The sequence below is a fragment of the Stenotrophomonas sp. 220_Sma genome, assembly GCF_056487375.1.
In genome coordinates this window covers 2,235,232-2,261,102 of the sequence record NZ_CM151348.1, presented here as the reverse complement: position 1 = coordinate 2,261,102, position 25,871 = coordinate 2,235,232, and the positions used below count along the sequence as shown (strand labels likewise).

27 protein-coding genes are annotated in these 25,871 nt (G+C 65.9%); 22 read left to right on the top strand and 5 right to left on the bottom strand.

What is annotated here, in order from left to right:
* Position 1: 1 nt before the first annotated feature.
* The 10 genes from ACZLIB_RS10635 to ACZLIB_RS10590 all read left to right on the top strand — a co-directional run bounded on the left by ACZLIB_RS10635 (position 2) and on the right by ACZLIB_RS10590 (position 7,447).
* Positions 2 to 463 carry an NUDIX hydrolase gene (locus ACZLIB_RS10635; RefSeq protein ID WP_071227431.1) on the top strand — a complete coding sequence of 154 codons (462 nt, stop codon included), beginning with the start codon at positions 2 to 4 and terminating at the stop codon, positions 461 to 463.
* Positions 460 to 1,602 carry a tRNA 2-thiouridine(34) synthase MnmA gene (gene mnmA / locus ACZLIB_RS10630; RefSeq protein WP_107431878.1) on the top strand — a complete coding sequence of 381 codons (1,143 nt, stop codon included), beginning with the start codon at positions 460 to 462 and terminating at the stop codon, positions 1,600 to 1,602. Before ACZLIB_RS10635 ends, mnmA begins: the two co-directional genes overlap by 4 nt.
* Positions 1,599 to 2,213: a high frequency lysogenization protein HflD gene (gene hflD, locus ACZLIB_RS10625; RefSeq protein WP_032127363.1), complete on the top strand. Its 615-nt coding sequence runs from the start codon at positions 1,599 to 1,601 to the stop codon at positions 2,211 to 2,213. Before mnmA ends, hflD begins: the two co-directional genes overlap by 4 nt.
* 164 nt (positions 2,214 to 2,377) lie before the next feature.
* Positions 2,378 to 3,568, top strand: a complete 1,191-nt coding sequence (locus ACZLIB_RS10620) for a methyl-accepting chemotaxis protein (protein WP_032127364.1) — start codon at positions 2,378 to 2,380, stop codon at positions 3,566 to 3,568.
* Positions 3,569 to 3,666: 98 nt separating this feature from the next.
* A complete protein-coding gene (locus ACZLIB_RS10615; protein WP_049399379.1) occupies positions 3,667 to 3,882 on the top strand; it encodes a hypothetical protein in 216 nt (71 codons plus the stop codon).
* Positions 3,883 to 3,979: 97 nt separating this feature from the next.
* Complete coding sequence (locus tag ACZLIB_RS10610; protein WP_049399381.1) at positions 3,980 to 4,327, top strand: hypothetical protein; 348 nt, start codon at positions 3,980 to 3,982, stop codon at positions 4,325 to 4,327.
* Positions 4,328 to 4,439: 112 nt separating this feature from the next.
* On the top strand, positions 4,440 to 4,904 hold the full coding sequence (locus tag ACZLIB_RS10605) for a hypothetical protein (RefSeq protein WP_107431880.1): 465 nt from the start codon (positions 4,440 to 4,442) through the stop codon (positions 4,902 to 4,904).
* Positions 4,905 to 5,043: 139 nt separating this feature from the next.
* Positions 5,044 to 5,571, top strand: a complete 528-nt coding sequence (locus tag ACZLIB_RS10600) for a hypothetical protein (protein WP_478469821.1) — start codon at positions 5,044 to 5,046, stop codon at positions 5,569 to 5,571.
* 13 nt (positions 5,572 to 5,584) lie between these two features.
* Entirely contained in the window at positions 5,585 to 6,808 is a 1,224-nt protein-coding gene (locus ACZLIB_RS10595) for a GAD-like domain-containing protein (protein ID WP_478469819.1), read from the top strand.
* A gap of 96 nt (positions 6,809 to 6,904) precedes the next feature.
* Positions 6,905 to 7,447 carry an Imm26 family immunity protein gene (locus ACZLIB_RS10590; RefSeq protein WP_478469817.1) on the top strand — a complete coding sequence of 181 codons (543 nt, stop codon included), beginning with the start codon at positions 6,905 to 6,907 and terminating at the stop codon, positions 7,445 to 7,447.
* A gap of 101 nt (positions 7,448 to 7,548) precedes the next feature.
* Here ACZLIB_RS10590 and ACZLIB_RS10585 read toward each other — a convergent pair whose 3' ends face one another.
* Positions 7,549 to 10,308 (bottom strand): bifunctional diguanylate cyclase/phosphodiesterase, encoded by a 2,760-nt coding sequence (locus tag ACZLIB_RS10585; RefSeq protein ID WP_423174086.1) that lies wholly within the window; start codon positions 10,306 to 10,308, stop codon positions 7,549 to 7,551.
* A gap of 131 nt (positions 10,309 to 10,439) precedes the next feature.
* Here ACZLIB_RS10585 and ACZLIB_RS10580 point away from each other — a divergent pair, with 131 nt between their 5' ends.
* Positions 10,440 to 12,542 (top strand): sensor histidine kinase, encoded by a 2,103-nt coding sequence (locus tag ACZLIB_RS10580; protein ID WP_478469816.1) that lies wholly within the window; start codon positions 10,440 to 10,442, stop codon positions 12,540 to 12,542.
* A gap of 4 nt (positions 12,543 to 12,546) precedes the next feature.
* Positions 12,547 to 14,319, top strand: coding sequence for an EAL domain-containing protein (locus ACZLIB_RS10575; RefSeq protein ID WP_032127372.1), 1,773 nt, complete (start codon positions 12,547 to 12,549; stop codon positions 14,317 to 14,319).
* A 93-nt stretch (positions 14,320 to 14,412) separates the two neighbouring features.
* Here ACZLIB_RS10575 and ACZLIB_RS10570 read toward each other — a convergent pair whose 3' ends face one another.
* The 4 genes from ACZLIB_RS10570 to flgA form a co-directional block, all read right to left on the bottom strand.
* Positions 14,413 to 15,633: an ATP-binding protein gene (locus tag ACZLIB_RS10570; protein ID WP_019337422.1), complete on the bottom strand. Its 1,221-nt coding sequence runs from the start codon at positions 15,631 to 15,633 to the stop codon at positions 14,413 to 14,415.
* Positions 15,634 to 15,724: 91 nt separating this feature from the next.
* Positions 15,725 to 16,063 (bottom strand): flagella protein, encoded by a 339-nt coding sequence (locus tag ACZLIB_RS10565; RefSeq protein WP_049399388.1) that lies wholly within the window; start codon positions 16,061 to 16,063, stop codon positions 15,725 to 15,727.
* Complete coding sequence (flgM, locus tag ACZLIB_RS10560) at positions 16,060 to 16,365, bottom strand: flagellar biosynthesis anti-sigma factor FlgM (protein ID WP_132810066.1); 306 nt, start codon at positions 16,363 to 16,365, stop codon at positions 16,060 to 16,062. Before flgM ends, ACZLIB_RS10565 begins: the two co-directional genes overlap by 4 nt.
* Positions 16,366 to 16,440: 75 nt before the next feature.
* The gene (gene flgA / locus ACZLIB_RS10555) at positions 16,441 to 17,097 is read right to left on the bottom strand and encodes a flagellar basal body P-ring formation chaperone FlgA (protein ID WP_478469815.1); all 657 of its coding nucleotides are present in this window, start codon (positions 17,095 to 17,097) and stop codon (positions 16,441 to 16,443) included.
* A gap of 192 nt (positions 17,098 to 17,289) precedes the next feature.
* Between flgA and ACZLIB_RS10550 the strand changes: the two genes are divergently transcribed.
* The 10 genes from ACZLIB_RS10550 (at position 17,290) to flgJ (ending at position 25,866) form a co-directional block, all read left to right on the top strand.
* A complete protein-coding gene (locus ACZLIB_RS10550) occupies positions 17,290 to 18,234 on the top strand; it encodes a chemotaxis protein (RefSeq protein ID WP_032127374.1) in 945 nt (314 codons plus the stop codon).
* A 137-nt stretch (positions 18,235 to 18,371) separates the two neighbouring features.
* On the top strand, positions 18,372 to 18,767 hold the full coding sequence (gene flgB / locus ACZLIB_RS10545; RefSeq protein ID WP_005409576.1) for a flagellar basal body rod protein FlgB: 396 nt from the start codon (positions 18,372 to 18,374) through the stop codon (positions 18,765 to 18,767).
* 3 nt (positions 18,768 to 18,770) lie between these two features.
* Entirely contained in the window at positions 18,771 to 19,178 is a 408-nt protein-coding gene (gene flgC, locus ACZLIB_RS10540; protein ID WP_010485892.1) for a flagellar basal body rod protein FlgC, read from the top strand.
* Positions 19,179 to 19,201: 23 nt separating this feature from the next.
* Positions 19,202 to 19,885, top strand: a complete 684-nt coding sequence (locus ACZLIB_RS10535) for a flagellar hook assembly protein FlgD (RefSeq protein WP_071229188.1) — start codon at positions 19,202 to 19,204, stop codon at positions 19,883 to 19,885.
* Between the two features lie 32 nt (positions 19,886 to 19,917).
* Positions 19,918 to 21,141 carry a flagellar hook protein FlgE gene (gene flgE, locus ACZLIB_RS10530; RefSeq protein ID WP_107431886.1) on the top strand — a complete coding sequence of 408 codons (1,224 nt, stop codon included), beginning with the start codon at positions 19,918 to 19,920 and terminating at the stop codon, positions 21,139 to 21,141.
* Positions 21,142 to 21,173: 32 nt separating this feature from the next.
* Positions 21,174 to 21,923 (top strand): flagellar basal body rod protein FlgF, encoded by a 750-nt coding sequence (locus tag ACZLIB_RS10525; RefSeq protein ID WP_032127377.1) that lies wholly within the window; start codon positions 21,174 to 21,176, stop codon positions 21,921 to 21,923.
* Between the two features lie 102 nt (positions 21,924 to 22,025).
* Positions 22,026 to 22,811: a flagellar basal-body rod protein FlgG gene (flgG, locus tag ACZLIB_RS10520; protein WP_005409571.1), complete on the top strand. Its 786-nt coding sequence runs from the start codon at positions 22,026 to 22,028 to the stop codon at positions 22,809 to 22,811.
* Between the two features lie 22 nt (positions 22,812 to 22,833).
* Positions 22,834 to 23,526, top strand: coding sequence for a flagellar basal body L-ring protein FlgH (gene flgH, locus ACZLIB_RS10515; protein WP_010485899.1), 693 nt, complete (start codon positions 22,834 to 22,836; stop codon positions 23,524 to 23,526).
* Between the two features lie 2 nt (positions 23,527 to 23,528).
* Positions 23,529 to 24,665 (top strand): flagellar basal body P-ring protein FlgI, encoded by a 1,137-nt coding sequence (locus ACZLIB_RS10510; RefSeq protein ID WP_049421917.1) that lies wholly within the window; start codon positions 23,529 to 23,531, stop codon positions 24,663 to 24,665.
* Between the two features lies 1 nt (position 24,666).
* Complete coding sequence (gene flgJ, locus ACZLIB_RS10505; RefSeq protein ID WP_032127379.1) at positions 24,667 to 25,866, top strand: flagellar assembly peptidoglycan hydrolase FlgJ; 1,200 nt, start codon at positions 24,667 to 24,669, stop codon at positions 25,864 to 25,866.
* The last annotated feature ends 5 nt before the right edge of the window (positions 25,867 to 25,871 follow it).

Sequence of the window (25,871 nt, the reverse complement as noted above, 5' to 3'; positions counted from 1 at the left end):
GTTGAACACCACGCCGGACCCGCGCTGGGCACCGCACGCCACTGTCGCCACCGTGGTGGTCGACGGTGGCCGCGTGCTGCTGGTCGAGGAGACCATCGACGGCCGCCAGGTGCTGAACCAGCCGGCCGGCCACCTCGAGCCGGGCGAAAGCCTGGCCGAGGCAGCCCTGCGCGAGACCCGCGAGGAAACCGGCTGGACGGTGCAGCTGACCCACTTCATAGGCTGCTACCAGTGGACGGCCGGCGACGGCACCACCTTCCTGCGCTTCTGCTATGCGGCGCGTCCGGTCTCGCACGACCCGGCGCAGCCGCTGGACACCGGCATCGATCGCGCGCTGTGGCTGACCCCGGCCGAGCTGCAGGCCGCCACGGAGCGCCTGCGCAGCCCGCTGGTCTGGCAGGTGGTGGCTGATTTCCTGGGTGGCCAGCGCCATCCGCTTTCGCTGGTCCGGGAGGTCGCATGAGCACTCCGCGCGTGATGGTGGGCGTCTCCGGTGGCGTCGACTCCTCGGTCGCCGCCTGGCGGCTGGTGCAGCAGGGCGAGGCCGTAGCCGGTCTGTTCATGCAGAACTGGGCCGACGACGGCAGCGGCGACTGCCGCGCTGAGGACGACCGCCGCGATGCAGTGGCCGTCTGCGGCCTGCTCGGTATCCCGTTCCACTTCCGTGATTTCTCCAGCGAGTACTGGCAGGGTGTGTTCGAGCACTTCCTGGCCGAGTACGCGGCCGGCCGCACCCCGAACCCGGACGTGCTGTGCAACCGCGAAGTGAAGTTCAAGCACTTCCTGGATGCCGCCCGCGAGCTGGGCGCCGAACGCATTGCCACCGGCCACTACGCGCGCGTGGCCCAGCGCGGCCACCAGTGGCTGCTGCTGCGTGGTGCCGACCGCTCCAAGGACCAGAGCTACTTCCTGCACCAGCTGGGCCAGGCGCAGCTGGCGGCCACCCTGTTCCCGATCGGCGACCTGGAAAAGACCGACCTGCGCCGGATCGCGCGTGACGTCAGCCTGCCGACCCACGCCAAGAAGGACTCCACCGGCATCTGCTTCATCGGTGAGCGCGACTTCCGCGAGTTCCTCGGCCGCTACCTGCCGGCCAAGCCCGGGCAGATCCTGGACCCGGCCGACGGCAGTGTGATCGCCGAGCACCCAGGCGTCTTCTATTTCACCCTGGGCCAGCGCGAGGGCCTGAACATCGGCGGCGTGCGTGGCCGCCCGGCCGCGCCGTGGTACGTGGTCGGCAAGGATGTGGCCAGCAACGTGCTGTACGTGGACCAGGACCGCGACAGCAAGTGGATGCTGTCCGACCGCCTGCGCTCGGAAACCGCGCACTGGATTGCCGGCGCGCCGCCGGCACGGCGCTTCGAATGCACCGCGCAGACCCGCTACCGCCAGCCCGACGAGCCGTGTACGGTCGAGGTGCTGGACGATGGCAGCGTGCTGGTCACCTTTGCGCGCCCGCAGCGCGCCGTTACTCCCGGTCAATCACTGGTGTTGTATGACGGTGATGTGTGCCTGGGGGGCGCGGTGATCGCCGCCACCGATGCGCCGCTGGAACAGCGCCTGCGCACCACCCCTTCCCCTTTTGAGGTAATCGCTGCATGAGTTTCACTGTCGACGACCGCGTCCTGGCTTTGGCCGGCATTGCCCAGGCCCTGCAGCAGGTACGCCGCATCGCCGATACCGGCCATTCCGACGCCGCTGCCGTGCGCACCGCCGTGGACAGCGTGTTCCGCGTCGACGCGTCTTCGCCGCAGGAGGTGTTCGGTGACCGCCATGCATTGAAGGCTGGGCTGCGCCTGCTGCACAACTACTTCCGCAGCCAGGGCCAGGACCCGATCCTGCCCAAGCTGGCCCTGTCGGTGCTGCAGCTGGAGCGCCGCTTCGTGCAGGACGGCGCCACCGTGAACAAGGTCGCCTCGGGCATCGAACGCGCCCAGCGCCAGGCCGTCGAGCTGGGCGACAGTGGGCACCCGGACGTGCTGGCCAACCTGGGTGGCCTGTACGCCGACACCATCAGCCACCTGAAGCCGCGGGTGATGGTGCAGGGCAACCCGCATTACCTGGGCCAGGCCGGTGTGGTCGCCGAGATCCGCGCCCTGCTGCTGGCCGCGGTGCGCTCGGCGGTGCTGTGGCGGCAGCTGGGCGGCAGCTACTGGGACTTCCTGTTCAGCCGCAAGGCGATGATCGAGGCCGTGGACCGCCAGCTGGCCTGAGCCCCATGGGGTCGGATCCTTTTCCGGCAAGGAAAGGGCTCTGACCCCGAAGCCGCCGAGGCGTCGGAAAACCGGCGCATTCAGAATGCACTTCGAGGCATTTCGACGTTAAAGAGAAAGGGGGTACGGCCGATACATCCTCCGTGCACCTCCCGAGAACGTCCATGTACTCACGCATTTTCATCCGTCTGGCCGCCCCCCTGGCTCTGACCCTGCTGCTCCCCTTCGCCATCGGTTTCGAATGGCCGGCCGCCCTGCGCTGGGCGATCCTGACCACGATGACGCTGAGCTGGCTCGGCTTTGCGTGGTGGACCACCCGCGCCCAGGCGCACCGTTCCCCGGAACACGCCCGTGTCCTGCGTGAGCAGGACCAGCTGCTGACCGAACTGCGCAACTTCGTCGGCAACGAGATCGACGGTTCGCGTGGCGAAGTGGAACGCGCCCGTGACCTGATCCGCCAGGCGGTGTCCAGCCTGGGCGGCAGCTTCGACGCCATGAACCGCAAGTCGCGCCAGCAGAGCCAGGCCCTGTCGCGCATCGTCGATCGTGCCGGTGATGAAGGCAATGCCGGCCTCGACGTTGCCCGTTTCGCCCAGCACGCCAGCCATCGCATGGAGCAGCTGGTGGAAGCACTGGAACAGGTAAGCGGCCAGAGCAGCACCACCGTGCAGCACATCGACCAGATGGCGCAGCACCTGGATGGCATCTTCGCGCTGCTGGAAGACGTCAAGTCGATCGCGGACCAGACCAACCTGCTGGCGCTGAACGCCGCCATCGAAGCCGCGCGTGCCGGTGAAGCCGGTCGTGGCTTCGCGGTGGTCGCCGACGAAGTGCGCAACCTGTCCGAGCGCTCGACCACCTTCAACGAGCAGATCCGCAAGCTGGCGCACAGCTCCAAGGACGCCATCGCCAAGGTGCGCGAGACGGTCTCGCACATGGCCTCGCGTGACATGGACCGCTCCCGCGAAGCGCGCCAGGAGGCGGCGGCGATGCTCGATAACGTGGCGCAGATCAACGCGTCGCTGGGCGATGGCATGCGCGAAGTATCCGATTGCGCCCGTTCGATCGATGGCAGCGTGGCCGAAGCCGTGCGCGCCCTGCAGTTCGAAGACATCGCCACCCAGGCGCTGGGCGGCGTGCACACCCACCTGGACCGCCTGACCGCGATCAACCGCGAAGCGGTGGCCCTGCAGGAACTGCTGCACCGCAATGGCGGCGTGTTCGACGAAGAGATCGCCACCGCCCTGCAGCGCACCGGCAGCCGCCTGCGCGAACTGCGCAGCGAATGGGAACGCCCGCCGCACAAGCCGGTTGCCCAGCAGAGCATGGGCGCCGGCACCGTCGAGCTGTTCTGATCCTGATGTCCGCTGCCGCCGCCGGCAGCCCGCAAGGCCCCGGTTCGTCCGGGGCCTTTGCCTGTAACCCGCCGTTGGATGCATCCTGTACACGCACCATGACCCTGATCCGCGCCCTGCCCTCCCTCGCCGACACCGAGCGCCCGCGCAACGCGAGCGTGCGTGAGCAGCTGCAGCAGCTGGAAGAGGTGGCCCGCGAGGAGATCCGCGAACTGCAGCAGCTGGCCGATGCGCGCCCTGCCCTGTCCCGCACGGACGACGCGCTGCTGGGTCTGGCGTGGGACCTGGGGTTGGATGGGGAAGCCTTGAGGTAGATCCACGCCATGCGTGGATGGTCTTCACCACCACCCGCTCCAAACCCATGGCATGATCCGCCCATGCCACCTACGGCTGGACACGGAGTGTCGTCGCATGAGCACCACGTTCATGACCTGGCTGGGATTTGCTGTGATGGTGCTCATCGCGGTCACCTTCACCTGGCGCCCCGCCTACGCCACTTTGCGGCCACCCCGGCATAGACCTGTCGCATTCCTGTTCGGCAGCCTGCTCTTCATGCTGATGGCCTTTCTATTCGCCTGGGCGCCGGCAACTGCCATCAACACCGGGCATGTTCATCTGAGCCATCACCGCTCCGGCACCATTGATGCATGGCGGGACATCGAGCCGATGACCTTCTGGCTGATCATCGTCGCGGAGTACGCGTTCGGGCTGTTGATCGCCAGCTATTCCATTGCAGGCATCGCATTGATGAAACGGTAGATCCACGCCATGCGTGGATGCATGCGATCGCCCTTCCACCCTTTCGGACTTGTTGCATGGTGTGGATCACAGGCCCGGGGCACACTCGCCGCTCTCCCTCCCTGGTGGCCGCATGGCATTCAATTCCGAAGAAGCGCGAGAAACCTTCGAACAGTTTCTGATCATCATGGACGATCAGATTGAATGGCTGATCGAACAAGCACAGCTCCGCGGTGTCGACCTTGACGGCAGCCTGGAGAGCCTTGATCGCCTGGAGACGCTGTACACGACGATGGCTGCAACGTTGTCGGAGGACGAACAGGATGGCCTGAGGATTGTGTTTGCACGATATCTGGGCGATGTAGTGTGGGAGCATCACGGCGGCAAATGGACCCTGCCACTGGATGATCCAAAAGACATCAATTTCAACATGCCGGTTATCGTGGGGCACTCGTCCTGCCCGTGGCTGGAATTCAATCCCATCCATACGATGCATTGCTATGCCCTACGCCCAAAGGCTGGAATGCTCCGAAGCATCGTCGCGCACAGTGTGGATCCACAGATTCTGGATCTCAGCGATCTGGTGGAAGACGATTGAATGCAGGAGACTGCTCGATTCACTGGACCGCCCCGCGAGGATGGTAGCTGGTTCCGGGCAACATCCACGCATGGCGTGGATCTACTGGCGTGGCGAAATCGCTATGGCATGATGCGCAGGTCCCGTTCATGGAAGACCGATGGCCATCGCCCTGATCGCCGTGCTGTTGATCGAAGTCCTGCTGCTTGTGCTGTGGGCGCCGTTCTTCTTCCGCACAGGCATCGTCCTGTTCAATCAGCGCATCGCCGCTACGCCCGCAGAGCTGGCGCAGCTTTCGCTGGCCGGGTTGGAGCATGATCTGCCGGCCGATACCTGGCTGCGCCTGGTGTTCCGCGCGCTGCCGGACGGCAGTGTCGCCTTTCGCGAGAGCTTCGCGCCGAGCTTTGGCGGTCGCTACTTTCCGCTGATGCGCGGGCGGGTGATGATCGACGCGCAACGCAGGGAGGTGCGGGTGGTCGGGCGGTGCAGCTGGTTCGCGCTGGGCCTGACAGTGATGCTGGTGCCGATCATCCTGGTCCGCCCGGCTGCGTCGCCGATGCTGGTGGCCCTGCTGCTGTTCTACATGGGCTATTTCATCCAGCGCCGACGCTATGCACACGTGGTGGAAGCAGTGCGCGCACGGCTTCGCTCCGAATTTCCGCAGCGAATGGTTGCCGCATCGCAGTAGATCCACGCCATGCGTGGATGTCGCCGATAAAGACGCGCAGATTCGGATTGTTTGCATGGACCTGGGCCGGACAGCCCATCATCGTGCAGGTCCGATTTCAGTTCAGATCAGCCCACCGCCCATGGCCAGCGCCGCCCTCTGCCTTTCACTTGCCCTGCAACTCCCGGTTGCCCCAGACCCGCTTGCCCTGGATCCCGATTCCCTGATTGCGCTTCATCAAGCTCTACAGTCATTCGGCGATTTCCAGCAGCCGTACTCCGCGCCTATGGATGTGAACGATCCTGATGCAGGTGTGACCGACGCAACCGTCGAGGTCTCCGCCGGCTGCCTGCAGGGTGGCCCACAGGTCATCATCCTGGACGCTGATATCGATGAGGCGCCAGAGCGGTATCTGGTGCTGGACAAGGCTTGGCATGACCTTCCTGCGGGCACGTTGCTGCTTGTCTCCGGAGGCTCGGTGACCGTCATTCCAACCCACGAGGGCAGCCCGGAACTTGCACGGGCGGAGACACTACTCGCCTTCCTGGACTACCTGCCAATCAGCACGGATTGGAATGCGCTGGCCGTACCGAACACCGCGTTGCCTGTGACGGGGTTGGATTCTGACGAGTTTCTTCAGGGCTTCATTCCGAGCTCCAAGGTTGAAGCAGTTTCCGAAGCCACCCTGACGGCATGGGAAGACGTGCTACCCAACCTGCTGCTGGCACTGTGGCGACGTGATGGCCTCGCACGCTATCGCGACGACAGGCTCGCCTTGGTCGATCCCCACCTGTATGCGGAGATTGCTACCGCGTTCCTGCAAGGCAATCCCATGGAGGGTGCCGATACTTTCCATGTCTACGCGGTGACGGCTTTCGGCCAGATTCTGCTGTGTGGGGAGAACACCTCCGCGCAGATCAGCATCGATCCGCACAGCGGACACGTCTCAACAGAATCGGATCTACCAGACCCCGCCGATGCGGTGGAACGCAACTGGAAACTGGCATTCCTGCTGGAGGCCCTGGATGGTCCCTATCTTGACGTCACCGACGACGATGAGCAGCCCCTGCATGCCCATGCACGTGACCGACTTGGGCCATTGGCTCCGAATGAGATCTACAGCTTTTCGCCCGCGGTTTCCGAAGGCGGTTGGAACGCTGCGCACCTGGTGAAGGCGGATCGTCTCGCCGAGCTGGAAGCTCTTGCCGGGATAGCGACTGGGAAGCCGCCGACCCAATCGGATGCCGACAAAGGGTAGTTCCGCGATCCATGCATTTCGGAATGTTTGCATGGTCCTGGCAACGCGCCTCGTCAACACTTGACGTCTCTTGAACCGGACATTGAGTGAAACCCTATGGCGACGCCAACACCAAAGAGGACGAAGAAAGATACTGGAACCACCGGCGGGATTCTCAATGGCTGGACGAAGAAACGTCGAACAATGCTCCGCTTCATTCGCGCAGGCGACGTATTCTGCTTCACTCGAAACGACGGGACCTACTTTTTCGGCCAGATCATCTCGAAGATTCTCTGCGGCCATTCCGCCCAGATCTTTGACATCCAACTCGACCAACCTACGCTCGATGCAGGGCAACTGGTGCGTGCCTCCCGCTTGATGCAGCCGGTTGTGCTGGACAGCTATTCGCTATTCGACAGAAAAAGTGATGTGGACAGCGACTGGCGGATTGTGGGGCGCCATGAGGTCATCGATGCCCATAATGCTGAACAGCACTTCTTCGTTTACGGTGCCACAGGAAGCTGGACCAAGGTCAATGCGGGAAACTCGATTGAGTGCCCGGCAAGCGAAATGGAGGCAAAGAGTCTCTCGCCGCTTACCCCGTTGAATAACTTCAAAGTATGGTTGGCCATCGATGCCATTCAGCGCACGGGGAGCTGAGTTCAAGATGCCTTGATAGATCTGTGTCGACCAAGGTCGACACCTACCAGAGCGGTGCGTCGGCGTACGGCGATCCCGCCGGGCAAGGCCCGGCGCTACCCTCAGCGTGCCAGCACGACCTCGCTGGCAGCGTCTGTGCGCCCGGGCGCCGGATGCTGCTGCCGCAGCCACTGCGCCAGGTCGCGCGGGCTGAGCGGGCGCGAGTACAGGTAGCCCTGGATCTCGTCGCAGCCCTGGCGACGCAGCATATCTTCTTCCTGGTGCGTTTCCACGCCCTCGGCCACCACTTTCATGCCCAGCGCGTGGCCCAGGTGCACGATGGCCTGGGTGACTTCGGCCGTGCCCGAGTCATGCAGCATGCCCTGCACGAAACTGCGGTCGATCTTCAGGCGCCCCACCGGGAAACGGTTGAGGTAGTTCAGATTGGAGAAGCCGGTACCGAAATCATCCACCGCCAGCGGCACGCCATGCCGTTCCAGCACGTCGAAGCAATGCCGCAGGATGTCGGTGTCACGGATCAGCGCCGACTCGGTCAGTTCCAGCTCCAGCCGCTGCGGCGGCCAGCCATGGGCATGGCAGATCTCGATCACACGTTCGGCAAAACCGCGGTCGCGCAGCTGCACCGCCGATACATTGACCGCGATGCGGTCGAAACACAGGCCAGCCCGGTCCCAAGCGATCGCCTGGCGGCAGGCTTCATTCAGTACCCAGTCGCCGATGCGCACGATCTCGCCGCACTTCTCTGCAATCGGAATGAACTCGGCCGGGCTGCAGTAGCCGATGCCGGGCCGATGCCAGCGCAGCAGTGCCTCGATCGCCGGTGGCTCGCCCTGGTGCGCATGCAGCAGCGGCTGGTAGGCCAGGCTGAACTCTTCGCGTTCGATCGCCCCGTGCAGGGCATGCTCCAACTCGAGCTTGCGCTGGATGCGGGCCAATGCGTCCTGGCTGTAGTACTGGTAGGTGTTGCGCCCCGCTTCCTTGGCCGCGTACATCGCGGCGTCGGCGGCACGCAGCAGTGAATCGAAATCGGTCTGCGCATCGCCCAGCATCGCGATGCCGACGCTGGCACCGACCTTCAACGTGGTCTCGCCACGGCGCAATGGCTCGGCCAGCGAAGCGATCAGCTTCCGCGCCACGTGGCCGGCGTCTTCCGGCTCGGCCAGGTCGCGCAGCACGACGATGAACTCGTCGCCACTGAAGCGGCCGAACAGGTCGTTGTTGCGAAGGTTCTGGTGCAGGCGGGTGGCGGCGGCCTTCAGCAGCGCATCACCGGTGGCATGACCGAAGCTGTCGTTGATGGTCTTGAAGCCGTCCAGGTCGATGAACAACATCGCCAGCGAGGTGCCGCGGTCGCGCGCTTCCTCGATGGCTTCGGCGGTCTGCTCGCCGAGCAGCACACGATTGGGCAGACCGGTGAGCAGATCGTAGTGCGCCAGCAGCTCGATGCGCTCGTTGGCCTCGCGCTCGCGGGTGATGTCACGGAACAGGACCACGAACCGAGGCGGCAGGCCGTCACGGCGATCCAGCTCGATCAGTACCTGCACCCACACGCGCAGGCCAGACTGGCGGTAGAAGCACAGGTCCAGCTGTTCGGGCAGCCCGCCGCCGGCAATCCGGACCAGTGCAGCCTCGAAGGCATTGCGCGAATCTTCGGTGTACAGCGCCAGCGCCTGATCGAGGGTGATCGGCTCCTTGCGCAGCCCATGGATGCGGTAGCACTCCTCGGTCCATTGCATGTGCCGGGTCTGCACTTCGATCTCGCAGCCGCCGATGCGGCCCAGCGCGGAAACACGGTTGAGCAGTTCTGTACGCCAGCGGATCAGTGCATCGGTCTGGTGCTGCTCGGTGATGTTCTGCACCTGGCCGAGCAGGCGCTTGGGCTGGCCATCCATGTCCAGCAGCGGCTGCATCCATAGCCGCAGATGCTGCGACGGTTCGTTGCCGCGGGTCAGCTCCAGCTCGAGGTTGGCGGCCCGGCCGTCGCGCCACAAGCGCCGCCATGCTGCGCGTAGCGCACCACGCGAGCGCGGATGCAGCTGCTTCAGCCAGCGCCGCTGGCCGGGTACGGCCCCCTGCTCCAACGCCAGCAGCGAACGCAGCTCCGGCGACCACCAGAAATGACCACTGTTGGGGTCGAACGACCAGCTGCCCATGCTGGCGATGCGCTGGGCCTCGCTCAGGTGCAGCTGCTGCTCCTGCAGCAGCGATTCGAGCTGCTTCTGCTGCTCGATATCCGTATGCGTGCCGACCATGCGCAGCGGCTGGCCATCAGCGGTGCGCGCGATCACGCGGCCGCGGTCCAGCACCCAACGCCACTGGCCATCGGCCTGGCGGAAACGGAACTGTGCGCTGTACTGTTCGCTCAAGCCACGCAGATGCTCATCCAGTGCAGCCCGCACCTGTGCGATGTCCTCGCTGTGCACGCGGGCCAGAATCTCGGTAGCGGTTTCATCGCCCAGTGCCGGGGTGCGCACCACACGGTCGCTGGGAATGTCCCAGTCCCAGAGGCTGTGGCCAGCACTGTCCAGCGCCAGCTCCCAGCGCCCACCGCCGCCGAGCGGCACCGGCTCGGGAATGCTCAGCGTGAAGGCCAGCAGGTTGCCGGCGCCATCATGCACGGCGCGCAGGTGGCCGTCGTAGTGCCCGTGCGGGCCACCCGGCAGCGTGCAGGCCACGATGCCGCCATCGGCGGCCATCAGGCGCAGATCTTCCAGCATCGGCGCATACGCAGCCACGGTCGCCGGCAGGCCATGCTCGCGCGCAGCCGGATTGGCCGCCAGCGGGCGGCCCGTGCGGTCGACGATGACCAGCGCCGACGCAAGCGGGTGCTGCAGCAGGCTGGCGATGATCCCTTGGTCCACGCGATCTTGCTCCGGATGACACGCCCGTCAGCGGGGCACGCAGTGGTTAACGGCGCCTGCGGCGGATAATTGAGTGGTCTGGGCGCACCTGCGCGGTAAGATGGCCGGCGCCCCTTTCTTCCGCCCTGTCCATGCCCGCAGAACCGACCGGCAACGCCCCAGTTCCCGACCCGCGGATGGCGCAGGCGCTGAGCCGCGACCGGCGACGGGTGGTGCTGAGCTACCTGGCGATGGCGCTGGCCTGGATGATCTCCACCGACAGTGCAGTGCAGGCACTGGTGCCCGACCCGCAGCAGGCGGCCTTGTGGCAGGGCCTGAAGGGCTCGTTCTTCGCCCTTGCCAGCGCCGGCCTGCTGTATCTACTGCTGCGCCCGCTGGCCGAGCATGTGCTGCACACCCATGCACGCCAGCAGGCCTCCGAGCTGCGCCTGCGGCAGATGTTCGAAGGCAACCCCGGCCCGATCCTGGTCTACGACCTGGACACACTGGCGATCCTCGATGCCAATCCGGCGGCCTGTACGGCCTTCGGCTGGGACCGTGACGAACTGCTGGAGCAGACCATCGATTCGCTGTGGCCGCCAGGCCAGGACCAGGCACTGCAGACCAAGCTGGAGGCGATCCGCGAGGCACCGGAGGAACTGTGCATCCTGCGTACCCAGCTGCAGCTGCGCGACGGCTCCCTGCGTCAGATGGAACTTCGCTCCAACGCCATCAGCTATGACGGCCACAACGCCCGCCTGCTGATTGCCATCGACCGCACCGCCGAAGACCTGGCCCAGCTGCGCCGTGACCAGGCGCTGGCGCGGGTTGAAGAAGCCCACGAGCTGGCACGCATCGGCGCCTGGGAGCTGGACCCCTCCACGGGACTTGGCCGCTATTCGAACCAGGTCTATCGCCTGCTCGGTCGCCGCCCGCCCGAGGCGCGGCGCTGGCATCGCTTCGACGAACTGCTGGTGCCGGCCGACCCGGCCACCGCCACCCAGACCGAACAGCTGCTGGCCGAGCTCTGCTCCGGCGATCCCGTGCAGGTGGACGTGCTGTTGCCGTTGCTGTCGATGGATGGGCGCGCCTTGATGGTGCATCTGCGTGCGGCCAGCGGCATCGACGAGGCCGGCCGCAACCGCGTGCTGGGCACCCTGCAGGACGTGACGGAGCGCGAGCAGTCGCGACGCCTGCTGCGCGAGCGCGAGGAACAGTTCCGCGAGCTGGTACGGGTACTGCCCGACGGCGTGGTCATCCTCTCCGACGAACACGTGCTGTACGCCAACGCCTGGGCCGCCAGCCTGTTCGGCTATGGCAGCCACACCCTGCTGGGCGAGCCCCTGTCAGCACTGGTGGACAGCGCCGATCTGGCCCGCGTGCGCAGCCAATTGTGTGCAGGCCAGCCACACCTGGGGCCCGGTCACAGCAGCGTGGTGGCGATGCAGCGCGCGGATGGCCGCAGCTTCCATGCCGGCCTGGCGGTGGGCGAAGTGCGTTATGGCGGCCGCGACTGCAAGCTGCTGATCGTGCGCGACCTGAGTGATTCCGAACGCACCCGCAGCGCGCTGGAAACCAGCAACCGCGAACTGCAGGCGATGGCCGGACGGCTGTTCTCGCTGCAGGAGGACGAGCGTCGTGCAATCTCGCGCGACCTGCACGATGACATCGGCCAGGCCATCACCGCGATCAAGCTGTCGGCGCATGCGGCGCAGGATGAGGACGATCCGAAGCGCCGTGGCGAAGATCTGGCGCAGATCGTCAGCCTGGCCGACACCACCGTGGCCAAGCTGCGCGACATCTCCACCCTGCTGCGCCCACCGCAGCTGGATGCACTGGGCCTGGAGGCGGCGCTGAGCTGGCAGGCGCGTGTGCTGTTCCGCTCTTCGCCGGTGGAGCTGCTGGCCGAGATCGAGCCGCTGCCGCACCGCCCCGACAACAGCATCGAACAGGCCTGCTTCCGCATCGCCCAGGAAAGCCTGACCAATGCCCTGCGCCATGCCCGCGCCAGCCAGGTCCTGCTGCAGCTGCGCGATGTCGGCCAGCGCGGCCTGCACCTGCAGATCCGTGATGATGGCGAGGGCTTCGACCCGGACGGTCCGCGCGGGCTGGGCCTGATCGTGATGCGTGAGCGTGCGCAGAGCGTCGGTGGCCATGTGCGGATCGAATCCGCACACGGCGAAGGCACCCTGATCGACGTACACCTCCCCTACCAGGCGGCCAGCATGGCCGCCGTTGAGTCACCGGACTACTGAGCCTATGTGGAATCCCAACCAGCCCCCGGTCAGCATCGATGATGCGCCTGATCGCCTTGGCGCCGGCAACCCCGAGCTGCAGGCGATGGTCGCCGAGGCGGCCTCGGGCGGCACCGCACTGATGTTGATGCACGTGGACATCGACCACTTCGCCTCGGTCAACGAAAACATGAGCGCCGAGGTGGGTGACCAGGCCCTGGTGCTGGTGGCGCAGCGGTTGCAGTCCTACCTGCGTGGTCGCGGCAAGCTGTGGCGCCACGGCAGCGATGAGTTCCTGATCGCAGTGCCACGCACCGCCGACGTGCCGCTGCCGGAGGACTTCGCCGAGGAGATCCGCCAGCAGATGGAGCTGCCGCTGTCGGTGCTTCCGTACACCTTGTTCATGACCGGCAAGCTGGGCGTCAGCCTGTGCCCGGACCATGCCAGCAGCACCTCGCGCCTGCTCGATCACGCCGAGGATGCGCTGTACCAGGCGGCCCGCGAAGGCGGCAACGCGGTGCGCATCCACGCCGTGGATACGCCACCGAGCGCGCACAGCGAGAGCATCATCGCCCGCCAGATCGTGGACGCCATTCCCAACGGAGAACTGAAACTGCGTTACCAGCCGCTGGTCAGTGCCCGCGATGGCCACGTGGTCGGCATGGAAGCGCTGCTGCGCTGGCAGTCGCCGACGCTGGGCATGCTGGTGCCGGAGCGCTTCATGCGCACCGCCGAGCGGCTGGGCATCATCGTGCAGATCGGCACCTGGGTGCTGGAAGGCGCACTGAAGCAGGCACGCCTGTGGCGCGACCAGGGCTTCGACGACTTCACCATCGCGGTGAATGTCTCCACCCTGCAGCTGCTGCGGCCCAACTTCTTCGCTGAAGTCATGGGCCTGATCCAGGCCGCGGGCGTGCCGGCACAGATGCTGACACTGGAGATCAACGAAAGCGCGCTGACCAACAACGTCAACTTCGTGCACGAGACGCTGGCCAATCTGCGCAACGAAGGCATCAGCCTGAGCCTGGACAATTTCGGCACCGGCGATTCCAGCCTGAGTGCACTGGTCCGCTACCCGGTGGACAAGCTCAAGATCGACCGCAGCTTCATCAAGAGCGCGCCGGCCGGCAACCGTGAGGCGGCCATCGCCCGCGCGATCATCGCCATGGGCCATCAGCTGGGCATGACCGTGATCGCCAACGGTGTGGAATCGCAGGCCCAGCTGGGCTTCCTGCGCCGCAACGACTGCGATGTGTTCCAGGGCTACCTGTTCGGCGAACCGATGTCGGCCGATGCCGCCGGCATGACCCTGCGCCGCCGCTACCTGCGTCCGGAAGCCTTTGCCGAGACCCGTCCCGACCGCACGCTGCTATTGCTGGACGACGAAGAGAACGTACTGCGCTCGCTGGTGCGCCTGTTCCGTCGCGACGGCTACCGCATCCTGGCCGCCGGCAACGTGCGCGATGCATTCGACCTGCTGGCAATCAATGACGTGCAGGTGATCCTGTCCGACCAGCGCATGAGCGACATGAGCGGCACCGAGTTCCTGGGCCGGGTGAAGATGCTGTACCCGGACACGATCCGCCTGGTGCTGTCCGGTTACACCGATCTGAACACCGTGACCGACGCGATCAACCGCGGTGCGATCTATCGCTTCCTGACCAAGCCGTGGAACGACGACGAGCTGCGCAAGCACATCCACCAGGCGTTCCGCACCTATGAGGAACAGCGCCGCAGCAACGCCGGTCCGGCGCCGGTGGAAAGCGGAGATGGCGGCGAGGATCGCCCATTGCGGTAACGATCCCCTCTGGTAGCGCCGGCCGCTGGCCGGCCGCTCTCGATGCCCGGTTCAATGAGGTTGCCGGCCAGCGACCGGCACTACCCTGAGCAGTCAGCGCGGCTGCTTCACCGGCAGCACCACGCGGAAGCGCGAGCCCACGCCTGGGGTACTGTCCAGGTCGATGCGGCCGTGGTGCTTGTTGATGATGCTGTAGGAGATCGACAGGCCCAGGCCGGTACCGCTGCCCACCGGCTTGGTGGTGAAGAACGGATCGAAGATGCGCTGGCGCAGTTCCGGCGAGATGCCGCCGCCGGTGTCTTCAAACTCGACCCATACATGATCGCCATCGACGCCGGTACGCACCGTGATCGTGCCGCGCTCGGCGATGGCGTGGCCGGCGTTGAGCAGCAGGTTCATGTAGACCTGGTTCAATTCCGACGGCAGGCACTCCACCAACGGCAACTGGCCGAACTCCCGCACCAGGGTGACCTTGTACTTCAGCTCGTTCCAGATGATGTTGATGGTCGATTCCAGGCCCGCGTGCAGGTCGACCAGCTTCCACGACTCGTCGCGGCCGGAATACGAGAAGTCCTTCAGATCACGCACGATGCGCGTCACCCGCTCGATGCCTTCGCGCGACTCGGCCATCAGCTGCGGCAGATCGCGGCTGATGAAATCGATGTCCAGGCGGTCACGGATATCGTCGATCTCCGGGATCAGCGCCTTCGGGTCCGGCGCCCGCAATGCGCGCTCGTAGGCTTCGATCACGGTGAACAGGCTGCGCAGGTACTCCTGCAGGCTGCCCAGGTTGGAGTGCACGTAGCCGATCGGGTTGTTGATCTCGTGCGCGACGCCTGCGGCGAGCTGGCCGATCGAGGCCATTTTCTCCGACTGCAGCAGTTTTTCCTGGGTACCGTTGAGGCGCAGGTAGGCCTGCCGCAGCTCTGCATGGCGCTGCTGCAGTTCGCGTTCGTAGTCTTCCTGGCCTTCGATGTGGCGGAACAATGCCAGGAAGTGGCCCTGGCCCACCGGGCCGTGGTGATACAGATGGGCGATGACCACGCCCTCGCCCAGCGGCAGACTGCCGTTCCAGTGACCATGCTGGCGCGCCTGCTCCAATGCATCAGGCGGCAGCAGTTCACGCAGGCGCTGCGGCGGTGGCAGGCCGCCGCCCTCACCGCTGGCCAGCAGGTTCTGCGCGGCCGGGTTGGCCAGGGCCACCTGCCCGTCTTCGGTGAACAGCAGCAGCCCTTCGCGCAGGCGCTCAAGCAGCGCCTGCAGCACCGGCTGCGGCGGAAGGGGGGCGGTAACCAGGGCGTTGGCAGCGGACACGGCGACTCGGGGCATTCGAACAGGCGCCCAATATACGCGGTCGTGCGGCGGGCTTCAGCCCGCGGGGGTGGGATGTGCGACCGCCGTCGCGTCAGGCGATGGCGAGTGGGCGCCGCGCAGTGACCGTATGCGACTGGCCCTTGGCATCATAGGAGGAGGAGGCCTCGGTACGCCCGAGCTGGCGCAGCGCCCAATCGACCTCGCGGCGCCGGCGCGACAGCAGCACACCATTGGCACGGTTGCGTTCGGCCAGCTCCTGGAGGTGATCCCCCTCACCAAGCGGCGGCGTGCCTTCCAGTGCACGCAGCGCCTCCAGCTTGGCACCTGTCGCCCGGATCAGCGCGTGTACGTCATGATCGACCAGCGCCTGACGTTCAACGTCAAGCGCCTGGGCCAGCCGCTGCAGTTGTTCGCTCATCGGCGCGGTCATCCGTGCAGCTGCTGATCCAGCTCAAGCATGCGCGATGCGATCGCGTCCGGATTGATCTTGTAGGTGCCGTTCTGCAGCGACTCGCGCACTGCGGCCACACGCTGGGCGTCGATTGCCGGGGCGGTGGTCAGCTCACGCTCGATGGCCTGCAGATTGGTGGCCTCGCCGGTCAGGCGCAGGCTGTCGGCCGCTTCGACCGGGCGCGCCGCCGCATCGGTGCTGACGCCGGGCTTGTTGGCCGTGGTCGTCACACTGCGCAGTGCCTGGGGGACCTGCAGGTTGCCGTCGATTTTCTGGCTCATGGGGTGTCCTGGAGTTGCCGTTCACAAGGGATAACGGCCGCAGGGCCGTGATCTTTAGGGATATTTTGCGGTAAATCAACGCGCCACGATTACGTCACCGGCGGCATCGACCGTGCCCTGCACGATCCGCCGCGAGGACAGGTTCTCCACCGAGACCCGTTCGTTTTCACCGGCATCGCCCATCGCACGGCCTGCAATACGGACCTCGACCGAGCCGCGACGCGAAACCAGGGCTACATTGTCTCCTCGCTTGATGAGACGCTGCACCACCAGATCGTTGTTCGACAGCAGGGCTCCGGCCTGCAACGGACGGCGGGCGATGCGGCCGATCGCCGCATTCGGATCGGCCAGCACCGCACCGGCAATCCGGGCGGCATCACGCTGGGCAGTGGTGATATCGGCAACGGTGAGGGTTTCTCCAGTACCGATTCCGCGGTTGAGCACCAGCACGGTCTGGTTTCGCCGCACCTTTACTGGCACGAACAGGCGCCAGCCGCCGGCATCGGGGCAGCTGACTTCAACCGTGGTGTTGGCGGTGGGCTGCACCTGCAGCGCGCCACCACACCTGGGCAAGCGCAGCGCATCGGCCACCTGGGCCTCGCCCTCGCTGCCTGCCGGCAGCGTCGACAACGCGGCGGTGCGGATACTGGCCACCGGCTGCCAGTCGGCGGCATCCGCCCACGGCGAGGCCAGGGCCAGCGCGATGGCGAAGAGCGATGTGACCCGGCGCATGGCGCCTCCTGTCGATGGGATCTGGCCCAGGTGCGTGCAAGGGGTGTGCCAGAGGGGCTTGTGTAGAGTCGAGCTTGCTCGACTGCTTTCATGACCAGTCGAGCAAGCTCGACTCTACAGAGGCAGGGTCGAGCATGGCTCGACTCTACAAAAGCGCTCAAGTTCGGCGCCTACCCCGCCGATACAGCAGCCATGTCCCATGACCTGCTCAACCGGATCGACCAGCGGACCCGACTGGCCGGCCACAATCGCCTGGCGCTGCTGCTGTTCCGCCTCGGCGGACGTCAGCTTTTTGGCGTCAATGTCTTCAAGGTGCAGGAAGTCCTGCGCCGCCCGGAGCTGTTCCAGGTGCCCGGACTGCCCAGCCAGTTCGCCGGCGTGGCCGACGTCCGTGGCCGCTCGGTGCCAGTGCTGGACCTGGGCCTGGCCATCGGCCACCCCGAGCGTGAGCCCGATGCGGACACCTCGCCCGGCTACCTGGTCGTCACCGAGTTCAACCGCTCGATCCAGGGCTTCCTGGTCAGCGGCGTGGAGCGCATCGTCAACATCGCGGTGGAAGACATTCACCCGCCACCGGAACTGGGCGCCGAATCGAGCTATCTGACGGCGGTGACCCGCTTCCAGGGCGAGTTGATCCAGGTGATCGACGTTGAAAGCGTGCTGGCCGATATCGCCCAGGTGCGCGGTGAAGCAGTACTCGACCCGGCGATGGCAATGCCCGCCGACGGCCCGCAACTGCAGGTGCTGGTGGTGGATGACTCTCGTGTAGCCCGCCAGCAGATCCGCAGCGTGCTGGACCAGCTTGGGGTCGGCGCCACCCTGCTTTCCGACGGCAAGCAGGCGCTGGACCACCTGCTGCAGATCCAGGCCTCGGGCGAGAACCCCGCCGAGCGCTACGCCATGGTCATCTCGGACATCGAAATGCCGGCCATGGACGGCTATACGCTGACGACGGAAATCCGGCGCCATCCGGGCCTGGCCGGCCTTTACGTCCTGCTGCATACCTCGCTGTCGGGCGTATTCAACAATGCGATGGTCGAGCGCGTCGGCGCCAACGCCTTCGTCGCCAAGTACTCGCCGCACGAACTGGCCGACTTCGTGCTGGACCGCCTGCGCAAGGTCGCGATGGCGGCCTGAGGCCTCTGATCCGGTAGTGCCGGCCGCTGGCCGGCAACCGCGGACAATCCGGGAAGCCGGCCAGCGGCCGGCACTACCCTCTCGAATTTGGCACACCCCTTGCAGCTTCCCGGGCAACGTTCCTGTGGGAGTGCACCGTGCGCAACCTGATTACCGACTACCTGGGCGTCCACGCCCAGGCCATGCCGTTGCGCGAACAGCGGATGAAGCTGATCGCCAGCAACCTCGGCAATGCCGACACTCCCGGCTACAAGGCCCAGGATCTGGACTTCGATGCCGCCCTGCGCCACGCCCAGGGGCAGGATGCCAATGGCCTGATGGCCACCACCCACGAGCAGCACTACGAGATCAGTAGTGGCCTGAACCCGTTCCAGATCGCGCGCGAAGGCGTGCAACCCAGCCTGGACGGCAACACCGTCGATCCCGATGCCGAGCGTGCCGCCTATGGCCGCGCCGCACTCGAATACCGCGCCTCGCTCAGCTTCGTCGAGAGCAAGGTGCGTTCCATGCTGACCGCGATCACGGGGCAATAAGCCATGAGCAACCTGCCGATCTTCGATATCGCCGGCTCCGCGCTGCAGGCGCAGTCGGTGCGCATGAGCACCATCGCCTCCAACCTCTCCAACGCCGACACCGTCGCCGGTTCCGCCGATGCCGTGTACAAGCCGCTGGAACCGATCTTCCAGGCAGTGACCAGCAAGAACGATCCGAACATCACGTCGGTGAAGGTCAAGGAGATCACCCAGAGCGAGGCAGCGCCGATCAAGCGCTATGAACCGGGCCACCCGCTGGCCGACGGCGATGGCTACATCTACCAGCCCGATGTCGATCCGGTGGCGCAGATGGTCAACCTGATCTCGACTTCGCGCAATTACCAGGCTGGCGTGGAGATGCTGACCACCGCCAAGGAACTGGCCCTGGCGACCTTGACCATGGGCCGCTGAGGCCCGCAGCACCGGATACCACCATGACCACCGCCGTCAACAACCAGACCAACCAGGACGTCTACGCCGCGCTCGGCCTGAACGCCCCGAACAGCAACGCCACCAAGAAGAAGAACACGCTGGACCAGGCCGATTTCCTGCGCCTGATGACCGAGCAGCTGCAGCACCAGGATCCGCTGAAGCCGATGGACAACACGCAGATGGTTGCGCAGATGGCGCAGATGTCCACCGTGCAGGGCATCACCGATCTGAACAAGACGGTGAAGGGTTTCCAGGAATCGATGGCCAGCGACCAGGTGCTGCGCGGTGCCGCTCTGGTTGGCCACCAGGTACTGGTGCCGTCGGAAAAGCTGGTACTGGAAAAGGAAGGCAGCGTCGAAGGCACGGTGGCTGCGCCCTCGGCCGGCATCGTGACCGTCGACATCACCGATGCCAACGGCACCAAGATCACCTCGCTGAGCGTAGAAGCCAAGGCCGCTGGCGAAACCGCGTTTCAGTGGGACGGCAAGGACGCCAACGGCAAGCGCATGGAACCGGGCAAGTACTCCATCGTCGCCAACCACGTCGACACCGCCGGCAAGAGCACCAAGCTGTCCACCTTCGTGCAGGCCCCGGTGGAGAGCGTAACCGTCGGCTCCGACGGCCTGTACCTGAATCTCAAGGGCCTGGGCACGGCCCCGATCGACTACGTGCTCCGCGTCAGCTGAGCCGCACATTCCGCATCTACCAGGAGCATCCCATGGGCTTCAACGTCTCCCTGTCCGGCATCAATGCCGCCAATACCGACCTGAGCGTCACCGCCAACAACGTCGCCAACGTCAATACCGCCGGCTTCAAGCAATCACGCGCCGAGTTCGCTGACCTGTTCGCCTCCACCAGCTACGGCCTGTCGAAGAACCAGACCGGCTCGGGCGTGCGCGTTTCCAACGTGGCCCAACAGTTCATCCAGGGCCACAACGAGCAGACCGGCCGCAGCCTGGACATGGCGATCTCCGGTGAGGGCTTCTTCACCATGAACATGAACGGCTCGCGCGTGTACTCGCGTGCCGGCAACTTCCAGACCGATTCCGCCGGCTATGTGATCAACCCGCAGGGCGCGCGCCTGCAGGTGTTCGCGCCGAACGCCGATGGCACCAACTTCGATGCCGGCCGCCTGGTGGACCTGCAGCTGCTGACTACCGACAGCGCGCCGAAGCAGACCAGCGAAGTGAAGGTCGGTTTCACCCTGCCCGCCAACGCCAAGCAACCGACGGTCACCAATTTCGATCCGACCGACTCCAACAGCTACAACCACTCCAGCGGCGGCATCACCGTGTACGACTCGCTGGGCGTGAGCCACATCCAGGTTTCGTACTTCGTGAAGGGCGCCAACCCCAACGAGTGGACCGTGCGCAACTACGTGGATGGCCAGCCGGCCGGCGCACCGACCCCGGTGACGTTCGACAACAGCGGCAAGCTGACCAATCCTGCCAACGGCAAGGTCAGCCTCGGCACCTTCACCCCGACCACCGGCGCGGGCCAGCTGAACATGACGCTGGATATCAGCGGCTCGACCCAGTACGGCGAGAAGTTCGCGCTGCGCAACACCCAGCAGGACGGCTACGCCGCCGGCAAGCTCAACGAGATCACCGTGTCGGAAACCGGCGTGGTCTATGCCCGCTACTCCAACGGCGACGACAAGCCCCTCGGCCAGGTCGCACTGACCACGTTCAACAACACGCAGGGTCTGGAGCAGAAGGGCAACAACCTGTGGGTGGAGACGTTCGAGTCGGGCACCCCGCGCACCGGCATGCCGGACACCTCCAACCTCGGCAAGATCCAGGCCGGCTCGCTGGAAGCGTCCACCGTCGACCTCACCGAGCAGCTGGTCAACATGATCACCGCGCAGCGCAACTTCCAGGCCAACGCGCAGATGATCACCACGCAGGACCAGATCACCCAGACCGTCATCAACATCCGTTGATGACCTGCTGACCCCGTCACGGAACTCCCCGCATGGATAAAGCCCTTTACGTGGCGATGACCGGTGCCCGCGCCTCCCTGCAGGCGCAGGGTACGCTCAGCCACAACCTCGCCAACTCCGACACCCCCGGCTTCAAGGAAGCGCTGGCCAACACCGAAGCCTTCCCGATCCGTGGCCCGGGCTTTGCCTCGCGGGTGGATGCGCTGCATGTCGACGCCGGATTCAACCGCACGCCCGGTTCGCAGCACATCACCGGCAAACCGCTGGACCTGTCCCTGCAGACCGGCACCTGGCTGGCCGTGCAGTCCAGTGACGGCAGCGAGGCGTACACGCGCGGCGCGGCGTTGTCGGTGACGCCGAACGGCCAGCTGGTGACCTCCAGCGGCCGCCCGGTACTGGATGACAACAACAACCCGATCGCCATTCCGCCCTACCAGGCGATGGAGATCGGCGCCGACGGCACGCTCTCGATCATCCCGCAGGGCGAAGGTCCGCAGACCATGGCGCAGATCGGTCGCATCAAAGTGGTGCAGGCACCGGATGAACGCCTGGAGCGTGGCCTGGATGGCCTGTTCCGCAACACCGACCCGCTACAGCCGTTCGCACCGGCACAGGGCACGGCCGTGCACAGCGGCCAGCTGGAAGGCAGCAACGTGGATGCCGCTGGCGCGCTGGTGCAGATGATCCAGCTGCAGCGCCAGTACGAAATGCAGGTGCAGGTGATCAAGCACGGCGACGAAAACGCGCGCAGCGCCAACAGCATGCTGCGCCTGGGCAGCTGACGGAATTCCGGCGCCGGTTGATGCCGGCGCTGGCACACCGCTTGCACACCCGATACCAAGGGCCGCACCACGCGGCCGGCTTCAGCAGACAGGACATCGAAGATGAACCAGGCATTGTGGATCGCGAAAACCGGACTGGATGCGCAGCAGATGCGCATGTCGGTGGTTTCCAACAACCTCGCCAACACCAACACCACCGGCTTCAAGCAGGACCGTGCCAGTTTTGAAGACCTGCTGTACCAGCAGGTGCGCCAGCCCGGCGGCTCCTCGTCGGCGCAGACGCAGCTGCCCACCGGCCTGCAGCTGGGTACCGGCGTGCGCGTGGTCGCCACCGCCAAGAACTTTGAACAGGGTGGCCAGCAGCAGACCGGCCGCGCCCTGGACGTGATGGTCAATGGCCGCGGCTTCTTCGAAGTTCAGATGCCCGATGGCAGCTCGGCCTACACCCGTGATGGCTCGTTCAAGATCAACCAGGACAGCGAGCTGGTCACCAACAGCGGCTACCCGGTGCAGCCGGGCATCCAGATTCCCGAAGGCGCGCAGTCGGTGACCATCGGCACCGATGGCACCATCAGCGTGAAGATGGCCGACGGCGCCGCCTCGGTGGAAGTCGGCGCACTGACCCTGACCGACTTCGTCAATCCCGCTGGCCTGCAGGCACGTGGCGAGAACCTGTTCCTGGAGACCACTGCGTCCGGCCCGGCACAGAACGGCAACCCCGGCCTCAACGGCCTCGGCACTGTGGTGCAGGGCGCGCTGGAAGGCAGCAACGTCAACGTGGTGGAAGAGCTGGTGTCGATGATCGAAACCCAGCGCGCCTACGAGATGAACGCCAAGGCGATCTCCACCACCGACTCGATGCTCGGTTATCTCAACAACAAGCTCTGACCGGCCAAACCGGGAAACCGCCATGTCGCCCATTTCCAACTTCGCCCGCACTGCCCTCGCCTGCGCCGTGGCCGCCCTGCTCGGTGGCTGCGTGATCGCGGGCGACGTGCGCCCCTACCCGACGATGGCACCGATCCAGCCGATCATGCCGCCGCAGGCACAGCCGACCGCCGGTGCAATCTACGCTGCCGGCCCGACCCTGCAGCTGTATTCGGACCGACGCGCGCGCGATGTTGGCGACCTGTTGACCATCACCCTGCTGGAAAACACCACCGCGCAGACCAGTGCCAACACGGCCACCAACAAGGAATCGAACCTGAGCCTGGGTACACCGTCCATTCTCGGCGCTCCGGTCACCCTTGGCGGCAAGGACATCCTGAGTGCCACGGCAAAGGGCGCGCGTGACTTCACCGGCAAGGGCAACAGCGCGCAGAGCAACCGCCTGCAGGGCAGCGTCACCGTCACCGTAGTCCAACGCCTGCCCAACGGCAACCTGGTGGTGCAGGGGCAGAAGAACCTGCGGCTCAACCAGGGCGATGAACTGGTGCAGGTGCAGGGCATCGTGCGCCCGGGCGACATCAGCCAGGACAACACCATTCCGTCCAGCCGCGTGGCCGAGGCCCGCATCGTCTACGGCGGCCGCGGTCCCGTCGCGCAGTCCAACGCGATGGGCTGGCTGAGCCGCTTCTTCAACTCCGGCCTGACGCCGTTCTGAGTATGGCCATGAAACTCTTCTCCTCTTCTTCCTGGCAGCGACGCATGGCGTCGTTCGTCGCGCTGATGCTGCTGGTCGTGGCTGCCCCTGCCAGCGCCGAGCGCATCAAGGACCTGGCCCAGGTCGGCGGCGTGCGCGGCAATGCGCTGGTGGGTTATGGCCTGGTGGTCGGCCTGGATGGCAGCGGCGACCGCACCAGCCAGGCACCCTTCACCGTGCAGAGCCTGAAGAACCTGCTCGGCGAACTGGGCGTCAACGTGCCGCCGAACGTCAACCCGCAGCTGAAGAACGTGGCCGCCGTGGCGATCCACGCCGAACTGCCGCCGTTCGCCAAGCCGGGCCAGCCGATCGACATCACCGTGTCCTCGATCGGCAACGCGGTCTCGCTGCGTGGCGGTTCGCTGCTAATGGCGCCGCTGCGCGGTGCCGATGGCCAGATCTATGCCATCGCCCAGGGCAACCTGATCGTCGGCGGCTTTGGTGCGCAGGGCAAGGATGGTTCCCGTGTCTCGGTGAACGTGCCAAGCGTCGGCCGCATTCCCAACGGTGCCACCGTTGAACGCGCCCTGCCCGACCCTCTGGCCAACGGCGGCGACATCACCCTGAACCTGCACAACAACGACTTCACCACGGTCTCGCGCATGGTTGCCGCGCTCAACAACGCCTTCGGCGAAGGTGCGGCGCGTGCGGTCGATGGCGTGACCGTGGCGGTCACCGCGCCGACCGACCCAGGCGCGCGCATCGGCCTGCTGGCACGCATCGAGAACCTGGAACTCACCCCCGGCAGCGCCCCGGCCAAGGTGGTGGTCAATTCGCGTACCGGCACCGTGGTCATCGGCCAGCAGGTGCGCGTGGGACCGGCTGCGATCTCGCATGGTTCGCTGACCGTGACCATCCAGGAAAACACCAACGTCAGCCAGCCCAATGCGCTGTCCGGCGGCCGCACCGTGGCCAGCCCGCAGTCGACCATCACCGCCACCAACGACGGCAGCCGCATGTTCAAGTTCAGCGGCGGCACCACCCTGGACGAGATCGTGCACGCGGTGAACGCCGTGGGCGCGGCACCGGGCGATCTCATCGCGATCCTGGAAGCCCTGAAGCAGGCCGGCGCACTGAGTGCCGAGCTCGAGGTGATCTGATATGCGTATCACTCCCGCATTCGATCTGCACCCGGCGCAACAGAACGATCCGGCCAAGATCGACAAGGTCGCGCGCCAGCTGGAAGGCCAGTTCGCGCAGATGCTGGTCAAGAGCATGCGTGACGCCAGCTTCGGCGATTCGCTGTTCCCCGGCGAAAACAAGATGTTCCGCGAGATGTACGACCAGAAGATTGCCGAGGCGATGACCCGCGGCAAGGGCCTGGGCCTGTCGGGCATGATCAGCCGGCAGCTGTCCGGCCAGGCCGCCGACGGCCCGGCGCTGGATACCCGCGTGGACCCGGCCAAGGCCAGTCGTGCCTACCAGCTCAATGCACCGGCCAAGCCGGCACCGTCGCTGCCGCTGGAAGACGGCAGCCAGGCCGTGCGCCTGCTGCAGCAGATGGCCGCCGGTGCACAGCACGGTGCGCAGGCGGCAGTCGCACCGATGGAACAGGCCCTGGACCTGATCGCCGGCCGCGAGAGCAGCAGCATGCACCGCTCGTTGGGCACCGAGGATCCGTACATCGGCAGCCTGCAGGGCGAGGACTGGGCCGCCAACGGCGACCAGTGGTCGGCCACCGCCAGCAACCGCGGCACCGCCATCAGCCCGGCCGATGCGATGGCTACCCGCACCGCCGTCGCCCAGCTGGGCGAGCACACTCCGGAAGGCTTCGTTGCCAGCATCTGGCAGCACGCGCAGAGTGCAGCCAAGGAACTGGGCGTGGATGCCCGCGCCCTGGTCGCCCAGGCCGCGCTGGAAACCGGCTGGGGCAAGCGCCACATCAAGCACGCCGATGGCAGCACTTCGCACAACCTGTTCGGCATCAAGGCCAATGGCTGGAACGGCCAGCGCGCCGTAGCCGGCACCCATGAATATGTCGATGGCGTGCGCCGCAACGAGACCGCCAGCTTCCGTGCCTACAGTTCGCCGGCCGAGAGCTTCGCCGACTATGTGCGCCTGCTGAAGACCAGCCCGCGTTACCAGCAGGCCCTGCAGGCCGGCACCGACGTGCAGGGCTTCGCCCGCGGCCTGCAGCGCGCCGGCTATGCCACCGATCCGCGTTACGCGGCCAAGATCGCCGCGATCGCCGGCGGCCCGACCATCGAGCGCGCCGTCAGCGCCGTCGCCGATGCCGGCTCGCGCCTTGGCCAGACCTTCGCCAGCACCGCAACCGCGGCGCTGGGTATCACTCGTCGTTGAGGAAC